This is a genomic window from Francisella sp. 19S2-4, from assembly GCF_036281795.1.
In the GTDB taxonomy this organism is placed as follows: Bacteria; Pseudomonadota; Gammaproteobacteria; order Francisellales; family Francisellaceae; genus Francisella.
The window spans coordinates 16,926-27,081 of the sequence record NZ_JAWUZH010000030.1 but is presented as its reverse complement, the minus strand read 5'-3'; the positions used below and the strand labels follow the sequence as shown (position 1 = coordinate 27,081).

The window sequence follows — 10,156 nt, the reverse complement described above, 5'->3', positions numbered from 1 at the left end:
TAAAATACTAATATCTGTAACATCTGTATTTTACAAAATATATCTAACAATTTGGGATATTAATTCAACAGTCTTTACAAATGCGAAAACTATAAAAATGTTATCGCCAGCAATTCAAAACTAAATTAAGTAAATCAACCAACCATGATTTAATCGTTTATACTACAAATATTTAATTTAATAAAACTAATATCTATAGCATTTAAAAATACTATAATGTTGTTTGTATTGTTATTACACAAATCAAAAAAGGAGTATTCTGAATGTCTGAAATTAATTTGAAAACAGGTTTGGCAGAGATGTTAAAAGGTGGAGTTATAATGGATGTTGTAAATGCGCAACAAGCTGAAATAGCTCAAGAAGCCGGAGCTGTAGCTGTGATGGCTCTTGAAAGAGTGCCTGCAGATATCAGAAGAGATGGTGGTATAGCTAAGATGTCTGATCCTAAGCTTATTAAGGAGATAATGTCTGTTGTGTCTATACCTGTAATGGCAAAAGCTAGAATAGGACATTTTGTTGAAGCTCAGATTTTAGAGTCTTTAGGTGTCGATTTTATTGATGAAAGTGAAGTTTTGACCCCAGCAGATGAAATAAATCATATAGATAAACAAAATTTCAAAGTTCCATTTGTTTGTGGTTGTACAAATCTTGGTGAAGCCTTAAGAAGAATAGGTGAAGGAGCTGCTCTTATTAGAACAAAAGGTGAAGCTGGTACTGGTAATATTGTTGAAGCTGTAAGACAGCTAAGACAAGTAACAAGAGATATAAACTATATCAAAAGTGCTGATCCGACTGAGCTAATGTCTATTGCAAAAAACATGCAAGCACCATATGAGCTTGTAAGATATGTTCATAGAGAAGGTAAACTACCTGTACCAAACTTCTCAGCTGGTGGTGTTGCAACTCCTGCTGATGCGGCATTAATGATGCAGTTAGGAGCTGAGTCAGTTTTTGTAGGATCTGGTATATTTAAATCAGCTGATCCGTTAAAAAGAGCAAAAGCTATAGTAAGTGCAGTTACTTACTATAATGATCCAAAATTACTTGCTGAAGTTTCTACAGATCTAGGAGAGCCTATGACTGGTATTAACTGTGATTTTGAAAAATTCTCAGAAAGAGGCTGGTAAATGTCGAAAAAAATAGGTGTCTTAGCAATTCAAGGAGCTTATGCAAAGCATAGTGATATGCTTAAATCTTTGGGTGCGGATGTAAGATTAGTAAAATCTAATAATGATTTTGACGATATTGATAGGCTTGTTATTCCAGGTGGTGAGAGCACTACACTTCTAAATGTGATAGAGAAACACTCGTTATTTGATAGGTTATATGATTTCTGTAGTAAAAATCCTATTTTTGGTACTTGTGCAGGAAGTATTATTCTATCGAAAGGGAAAGGCTATCTTGGTTTGATAGATCTAACTGTTGAGCGTAATGCTTATGGTAGACAGCTAGATAGTTTTGTTACAAATTTTGATTTTAATGGTAAAAGTGTATCTGGGGTGTTTATTAGAGCTCCTAAGTTTATTGCTGTTGGAGATAATGTGGACGTTTTATCTAGCTATGATCAATTACCAGTCTTAGTTAAGCAGGGTAATATCTTGGTTAGTAGCTTTCATCCAGAGCTAACAAATGATGTCTCAATTCATGAGTATTTTTTAAATATGTAAGTTATTTCTGACATTTTTTACAGTAAAAGGTGTTTCTTTGACCAATAACTAAACTTTCAATTTTTGTATTACAGGTATAACATTCTTGGTTTACTCTACCGTAAACATTAAGTTGTTGAGTAAAGTAACCAGGTTTTCCTTCAGTGTTTTTATAGTCTTTAAGAGTGGTTCCACCCTCAGCAATAGCTTTTTCTAATATCTTTTTTATAGAAGTTACAAGTTTTTTAGCTTCGGTTTTAGTTATAGTATTGGAAGCCCTTATGGGCAATATATTACTATCAAAAAGTGCTTCACTAGCATAAATATTACCAACTCCAACTACTATGGAATTATCCATGATTGTTTGTTTGATCTTTCTAGATGTTTTTGAAAGTTTTTCAATTAGGTATTTACTATCAAAATCATCGGTTAATGGCTCTACACCGTGAGAGGCTAAAACTTTGTGCTCAAGTGGAGAAGAGTTTATGTTAACTAGCCAGTATCCAAATTTACGCGGATCATTATAGATTAGGCTAATATTATCCGAGAGAGTTAGAATTATATGATCATGTTTTATTTTTTTATATTCATCTGTTTCTTTGATTTTTATTACCCCAGACATCCCTAGATGAATTATAAGTTGTAAATCATCTTTTAGTGTTATTATGAGATGCTTGCCTCTTCTTTGGATATCTTTTATATTTTTGTTTTTGATATTTAAAAGTAGGTTTTTTTGTATAGGATAACGAAGTTTATCCGTATTTATTTCTACATTAAGGATTTTTTTGCCAATAACATTTCTAGTTAAGCCTTTTTTGACAGTTTCTACTTCAGGAAGTTCTGGCATAAATTTTATATAGTTATAAAAATTAAGGTGACTATATGATAACATAATATGCTATGCAGTAAGTTTACATTGTGAATTAACGTAGGATAAAAATGCGCCTAAATCATCTTAAATCCACTATACATAAAAGGCTTAATCAGTCTTATATCTATGATTGTAATAAAAAAATTGATTTCAGACAGTTTAAGAGTGGTTCAATAATTATTGCTAATGATACTAATATTATTAGTGTTTTAGCGTTAAAAACATTTTTGCTTGATAAAACTATTACAGTGCTTGATGCTTTTGATGAGCGTGTTGATGGTTTAGAAAAGGCTATTAATAAGGTTGGGATCAATTTTATAAGTCATATTAGTTTTTGGGATCATCAAGGGATATTGTTAGTTAATAAAAATTTAATTTCACAAGTAGAGCAAAATGAGAATAGATTTTTGCTGTTTATTTGTGGCCCTGAAATGCCTAGTTTCCCAAAACGTAAAAATTTAGATAGACAAGTATTTTTTGATATTTCTAGTTTAAAAAGCTTAAGAACACTAAATGAAGAGATGGAAGATCTTTCAATAAAAGCGTGGGAAGAGTATTTGCAATTGCTTAAGGCGCCAGCAGAAATATGGTTTAGACAGATGTTGAACGCTAAGAATAATTTAGTTTTAACTGATACTACTGGTGTAAGTCTTGATGGACATAAATTTGCTACAGGTGCTATATTGATGTCTAAAAAGCTTCAAGAAATTACAGAGGGTGAAGATAATGTTGGAATATGTTTGCCTACAAGCGGAGGTGGGTATTTAGCTATCTTAGCTCTTATGATGAGTGCTAAATCTATAGTTAATTTAAACTATACAGCATCAGAAGATGCCTTAAGGCATGCTATTAGTAGTGCAGGCATTAAAACTATCATTACGTCAAAAGCTTTTGTTGAAAAACTTATGCATAAAGGTTTCTTTGTCGAAGAAGTGTTTTCAAGTTGTAAGATTGTTTACCTTGAAGATATAAAAGCAAAGATAACAAAACCTGAAGCTATAAAAACACTGTTGAGTGTTAAAATGTTGTCTGCTGATTGGCTTGTTAAAAAGCATCTTAAACCAACGAAATTAGAGGATCTATCTTTCATTATCTTTAGTAGTGGAAGTGAAGGTGTACCCAAAGGTATTGCAATAAAACAGAAAAATCTTTTAGCAAATGTGTATCAAAGTACGAATGTTATTGAGTGTAAAGATAATGATTCTGTTGCTGGTATATTACCAATTTTTCATGCTTTTGGCCTTACAATATCATTAGTTTCACTTTTTCAAGGTGGATATATTGCCTGTCATCCAGATCCAACAGATGCAAAAGGAGTTGCGAATCTAATTAGAAGAAATAAAACTACGGTACTTTGCGCAACGCCAACATTCTTAAGAATTTATACAAAAAATAAATCAGTAAAAAAAGAAGATTTTGCAACTATTAGACTTATAGTTACTGGAGCTGAAAAACTTTCAAAAGAAGTTCGTTCAATGTTTGAAGAGAAATTTGATAAAGTAGTCAATGAAGGTTATGGTACTACGGAGTTATCACCAGTTGCTGCAGTAAATAGACCAAGTAAATCACCAAATAAAATTGGTACTGTAGGACTTACTGTGCCAGGAGGCCAATTTAAAATAATACATCCAGACTCTCATGAAGAGCTTCCAAATGGTACTGAAGGTATGATTATTTATAGAGGTGTAAATAAAATGGACTACTATCTGAATGATCCTAAGAAAACTGATGAAGTCATGATAGAGAAGTGTGGCTATATGTGGTACATCACTGGAGATAAGGGTAAGATAGATGGTGAAGGTTATTTGACTGTTGTAGATAGGTATTCTAGGTTTGCTAAAGTAGCTGGAGAAATGGTTAGTTTAGGTCTTCTTGAGCAGAATGTTTATGATGCTTTAAGAGAGAAAGGTTATGATTCTCATCAAATAGATTTTGAGGTTTTAGCAGTGGCTACCTCAGATGCAAAAAGAGGAGAAATAATTAGTTTGCTTTATACTTTAGAAAGTTTAGAGCCAAATGATTTGAAAGATATTGTGAGACACTCAGGGATAGAGAATTTGTATAAGCCAACGAACTATTTTAAAGTTATAGATATACCTAAACTAGGATCTGGTAAGACAGATTTTTCAAAGGCTAAGAAGTTAACTAATGAATTAGTCAAGGCATAGAAGAATGCATTTTTCAGTATTATTAGAGGAATCAATTAATGATTTAAATATAAATCCTAATGGGATTTATATAGATGCGACTTTTGGTCGAGGTGGGCATTCTAAAGCAATTTTAAATAAATTGGATAAAGGGAAGTTGATAGCATTTGATAAAGATCTTGATGCTATTTTGTATGCTAAAGAAAAATTTCAGTTTGATAACTTTAAAATAGTTCATACAAGTTTTGCTAATATTTATGAATATTGTCAGCAAAATAATCTACTTGGTAAAATTGATGGGATTATTATGGATCTTGGAGTTTCGTCACCCCAATTGGATAACGCTGATAGAGGTTTTAGTTTTATGCATAATGGCCCCTTAGATATGCGGATGGATACATCTAGTGGAATTACAGCTAGTCAAGCATTAGATAATTTATCTATAGATGAGTTGGCTTATATTTTGAAAGTTTATGGGGAGGAGCGTTTTGCAAAAAAAATTGCTCAAAGGATAAAATCATATATACAAGAGAATGGTAGTATAAAAACTACTTTAGAGCTATCTAATCTCATAAGAGAAACTATAGGTAAAAGAGAAAAGAAAAATCCTGCGACTAGATGTTTTCAGGCCTTAAGAATTTATGTTAATAACGAGTTAGGTGATTTGGAAATTTTGTTGGAAAATATCTTAGATGTTCTCAAAGAGGGAGGTAGAATAGCAGCAATATCCTTTCATTCTTTAGAGGATAGGATAGTTAAGCAAAGATTTACATCTTTAATAAGTCCTAAGCAAGAGTTTAATCGTATTACAAAGATGCTACCACAAGATAATAGTCTTATAAAACTAAAATGGATTACAAAAAAAGCAAAAGCAAATCAAGATGAGCTTGACCAAAATGTACGCTCAAGAAGTGCTATTTTAAGGGTGGTGGAAAAGTTATGATGTTAACAAATCGCCAGATAAGGATAAGGCTGTTTGAATCTCTTAAAAATAGTTTTCTTAGAAAAACTGTTGGTATATCATTTGCACTACTTTTTATACTGCTAATAACAGCTTTTAGTTTAATCGTTGTTCGTTTTGAATATAAACTTCAACTAAATAAGCAAAAAGATCTAATAGTTGAAGATTCTAGACTAGATGAGGAGTGGAGCCAGATTGTTTTGGAGTATAGTTCTTTAGCTGCACCAACAGCTGTTGAGAAGTTTGCGGAAAAAGAAAAAATGTCTCTTCCAACAAAAAAAGATTTACGTTTTTTAAATCAACAAGAGGAGGCTTCTGATAATGGCTAGTTATCGACCTAAGCTTAGGCATCTTGTGATTATTTTATTGCTTATTATAAGTTTCATTGTCTTATTCGTTAAGCTTATTTATATGGAAACTGTACAGTATCCACAGTTAAAACAGGAAGGTGATAATCGTAGCGATAGAAGTATAAATATAAAAGCTTATAGAGGAATTATATTAGATAGAAATGGTAATCCTTTAGCAATAAGTACTCCTGTTGATACTATATGGGTTGATCCTTTTTATGTAAAAGCAGATAGTCCTGAATTAAATGAAGTTATGAACATCTTGAATTTGTCAAAACAAACAAGAGATAAAATTGAAAGACAAGTTAAAGTTAGAGAAGGTAGAAGTGGCTTTGTTTATATAGAGCGTAAAGTTCAGCCTTATCTATCACAAAAAGTAAAAGATCTTGATATTACAGGTATTCATGTAATACGTGAGTTTAAACGTTATTATCCTCTAGCTGAAGTAGCATCACAGATTGTTGGCTTTACAAATATTGATGGTAAAGGTCAGGAAGGTCTTGAGCTAGAGTTTAATAAATTTCTTACAGGCCATGATGGATATTTTGAGTATAAAAAAGATCTTCATGGAGGTGTTGCATCGAAGAATGAAGATAAATATGTGCAACCAGAAAATGGACATAATTTACAGATAAGTATTGATTCTAGAATACAATATATTGCATATAAATATTTAAAAGAAGGTGTGATTCGGACTAACTCAGAAGCAGGTTCTGTAATTGTTGAAGATGTTCATACTGGTGAAATATTAGCTATGGCAAACTATCCTTCATATAATCCTAATAGTATGGCTGATGCCTACCCAGATAGACGTAGAAATAGAGCAGTTACTGATGTTTATGAACTAGGTTCTGTGATGAAAACATTTGCGGCAGCTACTGCGCTTACTTATGGTGATAATGTTAGTTCTAGTGAGCCTCTTATTGATACTCATCCAGGCTATTATCGTATTGGTAAAAACACCGTTCGAGATGAAAGAGATTATGGAGATGCTGACTTAAGATATATTTTAATGAAGTCAAGTAACGTTGGTATTTCTAAGATGATATTGAGTCTAACAGATCCAACTATATTAGAGTCTTCTTTAAGAAATTTTGGCTTTGGAGATAAAACTGGCATAAAACTTCCTGGTGAAAGAGATGGGTATGTTCCAGCTACAGATCAATGGGGTGATTTCCAGCTTGCGACATTATCTTTTGGGTATGGGATGAATGCCACAGATTTACAATTGGTAGCAGGAGTATCAGCTATTGCAAATGACGGTCAGTACATTAAGCCAACTATTTTAAAAAGACAGCCAGGAGAGGATATCAATTCAAGACCTATTCTTTCAGAAAAAAACTCTAAAGAAATGATAAGTATGATGGAATCTGTGGTTGAGGGTGTTGGTGGTACAGGGCCAAAAGCTAGAATTCCTCTATATCATGTTGCAGGTAAAACAGGTACTGCTAGGATGTTAGAAGGAGGAACTTATGGTGCTAAATACTTGGCTAGTTTTGTTGGTATGGTTCCAGCTAGTCACCCGGATATAGCAATTGTTGTTACAATTAAAGATCCTAAAGGTGATCAATATGGAGGTGGTTCTGTTGCCGCTCCAGTCTTTGCTAATGTTGCTTTAAATAGTTTACAGATCTTAGGTATTCAGCCAGATAATCTTAATGACTAAAACTTTTGTTTTTTAGATCTTTATAGTATATAATTACGCGTTGGTAAACTGTTCCTTTGTGCGGTTTATCCAAAGTTAATTATAATAGAAAAACAAACGGAGAAAGTTATGTTAACAGTACAAGATAAGCAAAACATTATTAAAGAAAATCAACAGTCAGAAGGTGATACTGGATCTCCAGAGGTTCAAGTTGCGCTTTTAACTGCAAGAATTAATGATCTACAAGATCACTTCGCAACACATAAGAAAGACAATCACTCAAGAAGAGGTCTTTTAAGACTTGTAAGTCAACGTCGTAAATTATTAGATTATTTACACGATAAAGATGTAGAAAGATATCGTAGCCTAATCAAGAAATTAAATTTACGTAGATAATAAATCTCATCTTAGTTGTTCTTACATCGGATAAAATCAAAAAATAAGGTTAAACTGTGAAAATATTTAGAGAAGTCTTTGAATTAGGAAACAAAGAAATTGTTCTTGAAACAGGTGGAATGGCTCGTCAAGCAGATGGGTCAGTAACAGTAAGTTGTGGGAATAATGTTGTATTGGTTACTACAGTAGTTAAAAAATCTGTAGCGGATGGTCAAGATTTTTTTCCATTATCGGTACATTACTTAGAAAAAACTTATGCTGCTGGTAAAATACCTGGGGGTTTTTTAAGAAGAGAAGGGAGACCTTCTGAAGAGCAAATACTTATTTCTAGGTTAATAGATAGATCTATAAGACCATCTTTTCCAGATGGCTTTTTTAATGAGATTCAAATAGTTGCTACTGTTGTATCTTATGATGGAACATTTTCACCAGATATGTTAGCTCTAATAGGAGCTTCTGCTTCTTTAGCAATTTCTGGAGCTCCTTATGATGATGTTATTGCTGGTGTAAGAGTAGGCTATATAAATGGTAAATATATTCTTAATCCAAATAAGGAAGATTTAAAAGAGTCTGCTTTAGACTTGGTTGTTTCTGGTACTGATGATGCTATTTTGATGGTTGAGTCAGAGGCTAATAGTTTGCCAGAGTCGGTTATGTTGGGTGGTATTTTATATGCGCATAAACATCTAAAAACTATTATTGGATCTATTAATAAGCTTGCTAAAGTAGCAGCTAAGCCACGCATGGAATATTCTGTTTATCAGATAAATAAAGTTTTAAAATCTCAGATAAAATCACAATTTTTTGGTGAAATAAAAAATGCTTATACTATAGCATCTAAGCAAGAAAGAAATGTCAAGCTTAATGAAATTAGAAAAAGCGTTTTGGAGTTTATATTCTCTAGTGATGTTGATAGTGGCGAATATAGCGAAAAAGAAATTCTTGAAGCTTTCCATGATATAGAGAAAGATCTTGTAAGAGCAAATATTTTAGAAGGTAAACCTAGAATAGATGGTAGATGTACAGAAACTATAAGACCAATTAATGTTAAGATTGGTGTTTTACCCGGAGTACATGGATCAGCTTTATTTACCAGAGGTGAAACTCAAGCATTAGTGGTTACTACATTAGGTAGTGACAGAGATGCTCAGCTTGTTGAGTCTTTAGATGGAATAGAGAAATCTAGATATATGCTTCATTATAATTTTCCTCCATACTCTGTTGGTGACTGCGGTATGGTTGGTATGGCACCAAAGCGTCGTGAAATTGGTCATGCTAATTTAGCTAAGCGTGCGACACAAGCTGTATTTCCTAACCAAGATGCATACCCATATGTTGTAAGAGTTGTTTCTGAAATTTTAGAATCAAATGGTTCTAGTTCTATGGCAACAGTATGTGGTTCATCTTTATCAATGATGGATGCTGGTGTGCCAATAGCTGAGCCAGTAGCTGGTATTGCTATGGGTCTTATCAAAGATGGCTCAAAATATGCTGTATTATCAGATATCTTAGGTGATGAAGATCATCTTGGTGATATGGACTTTAAAGTAGCTGGTACTAGATATGGTGTTACAGCCTTACAGATGGATATTAAGATCAAAGGTATTTCTAGAGAAATTCTTGAGCAAGCTTTAGAGCAAGCAAGAGTTGGTAGATTACATATCTTAGGTATCATGAATGAAGTTATAAGAGAGCATAAAGAGGCAGTTTCTGATGTTGCTCCTCAAATTCATATTATGAATATAAACCCTGCTAAAATCAAAGATGTAGTTGGTAGAGGTGGCTCTACTGTAAAAGGTATTGTAGAAAAAACTGGTGCTCAAATTGATACAAGTGATTCTGGAGAAGTTAAGATTTTTGCTAAAGATAAGAAATCTCTAGATTTAGCTAAAGCAATGGTTGAGGAAATAGTTGCTGAAGTCGAAGAAGGTCAAGTTTATAAAGGTAAAATAGTTAAACTTCTTGATTCTGGAGCATTTGTTAACTTACTAGGTAGTCAAGATGGTTATTTACCATTTTCGGATATTGAGCAAGCAGGTATTAAGACAAACTCTTTAGTTGAAGGACAGCCTTTAGAAGTTTTAGTCCAAAATATAGACAGAGGTGGTAGAGTAAAACTTTCTCTAGTAGCGAGGTAATT

At 32.8% G+C, this 10,156-nt stretch carries 9 protein-coding genes; 8 read left to right on the top strand and 1 reads right to left on the bottom strand.

Annotation, left to right across the window (positions count from 1 at the left end):
• The first annotated feature begins 263 nt into the window (after nt 1–263).
• Together pdxS and pdxT are read left to right on the top strand one after the other, a co-directional pair.
• On the top strand, nt 264–1,127 hold the full coding sequence (gene pdxS, locus R8535_RS07460) for a pyridoxal 5'-phosphate synthase lyase subunit PdxS (RefSeq protein WP_329497969.1): 864 nt from the start codon (nt 264–266) through the stop codon (nt 1,125–1,127).
• Nucleotides 1,128–1,667 carry a pyridoxal 5'-phosphate synthase glutaminase subunit PdxT gene (gene pdxT / locus R8535_RS07455; RefSeq protein ID WP_329497967.1) on the top strand — a complete coding sequence of 180 codons (540 nt, stop codon included), beginning with the start codon at nt 1,128–1,130 and terminating at the stop codon, nt 1,665–1,667.
• 1 nt (nt 1,668) lies between these two features.
• Here the strand turns inward: pdxT and mutM are convergent, their stop codons facing one another.
• Nucleotides 1,669–2,493, bottom strand: coding sequence for a bifunctional DNA-formamidopyrimidine glycosylase/DNA-(apurinic or apyrimidinic site) lyase (gene mutM / locus R8535_RS07450; protein ID WP_329497971.1), 825 nt, complete (start codon nt 2,491–2,493; stop codon nt 1,669–1,671).
• A gap of 92 nt (nt 2,494–2,585) precedes the next feature.
• Between mutM and migR the strand changes: the two genes are divergently transcribed.
• The 6 genes from migR to pnp all read left to right on the top strand — a co-directional run bounded on the left by migR (nt 2,586) and on the right by pnp (nt 10,154).
• Nucleotides 2,586–4,685, top strand: coding sequence for an iglABCD operon regulator MigR (gene migR / locus R8535_RS07445; RefSeq protein WP_329497966.1), 2,100 nt, complete (start codon nt 2,586–2,588; stop codon nt 4,683–4,685).
• Between the two features lie 4 nt (nt 4,686–4,689).
• Nucleotides 4,690–5,607, top strand: coding sequence for a 16S rRNA (cytosine(1402)-N(4))-methyltransferase RsmH (gene rsmH, locus R8535_RS07440; protein WP_329497964.1), 918 nt, complete (start codon nt 4,690–4,692; stop codon nt 5,605–5,607).
• Nucleotides 5,604–5,954, top strand: coding sequence for a cell division protein FtsL (ftsL, locus tag R8535_RS07435; protein WP_329497962.1), 351 nt, complete (start codon nt 5,604–5,606; stop codon nt 5,952–5,954). Before rsmH ends, ftsL begins: the two co-directional genes overlap by 4 nt.
• Nucleotides 5,947–7,641 carry a peptidoglycan D,D-transpeptidase FtsI family protein gene (locus R8535_RS07430; RefSeq protein WP_329497961.1) on the top strand — a complete coding sequence of 565 codons (1,695 nt, stop codon included), beginning with the start codon at nt 5,947–5,949 and terminating at the stop codon, nt 7,639–7,641. Before ftsL ends, R8535_RS07430 begins: the two co-directional genes overlap by 8 nt.
• Nucleotides 7,642–7,749: 108 nt before the next feature.
• Complete coding sequence (gene rpsO / locus R8535_RS07425) at nt 7,750–8,016, top strand: 30S ribosomal protein S15 (protein ID WP_329497960.1); 267 nt, start codon at nt 7,750–7,752, stop codon at nt 8,014–8,016.
• Nucleotides 8,017–8,072: 56 nt separating this feature from the next.
• Nucleotides 8,073–10,154, top strand: coding sequence for a polyribonucleotide nucleotidyltransferase (gene pnp / locus R8535_RS07420; protein WP_329497958.1), 2,082 nt, complete (start codon nt 8,073–8,075; stop codon nt 10,152–10,154).
• Nucleotides 10,155–10,156: the final 2 nt, after the last annotated feature.

What these genes read in the sequence shown, in the direction of transcription:
- migR (WP_329497966.1), top strand. Translation starts at nt 2,586, where the DNA reads ATGCGCCTAAATCATCTTAAATCCACTATACATAAAAGGCTTAATCAG.
- ftsL (WP_329497962.1), top strand. Translation starts at nt 5,604, where the DNA reads ATGATGTTAACAAATCGCCAGATAAGGATAAGGCTGTTTGAATCTCTT.
- rpsO (WP_329497960.1), top strand. Translation starts at nt 7,750, where the DNA reads ATGTTAACAGTACAAGATAAGCAAAACATTATTAAAGAAAATCAACAG.
- rsmH (WP_329497964.1), top strand. Translation starts at nt 4,690, where the DNA reads ATGCATTTTTCAGTATTATTAGAGGAATCAATTAATGATTTAAATATA.
- mutM (WP_329497971.1), bottom strand. Translation starts at nt 2,493, where the DNA reads ATGCCAGAACTTCCTGAAGTAGAAACTGTCAAAAAAGGCTTAACTAGA.
- pdxS (WP_329497969.1), top strand. Translation starts at nt 264, where the DNA reads ATGTCTGAAATTAATTTGAAAACAGGTTTGGCAGAGATGTTAAAAGGT.
- pdxT (WP_329497967.1), top strand. Translation starts at nt 1,128, where the DNA reads ATGTCGAAAAAAATAGGTGTCTTAGCAATTCAAGGAGCTTATGCAAAG.
- R8535_RS07430 (WP_329497961.1), top strand. Translation starts at nt 5,947, where the DNA reads ATGGCTAGTTATCGACCTAAGCTTAGGCATCTTGTGATTATTTTATTG.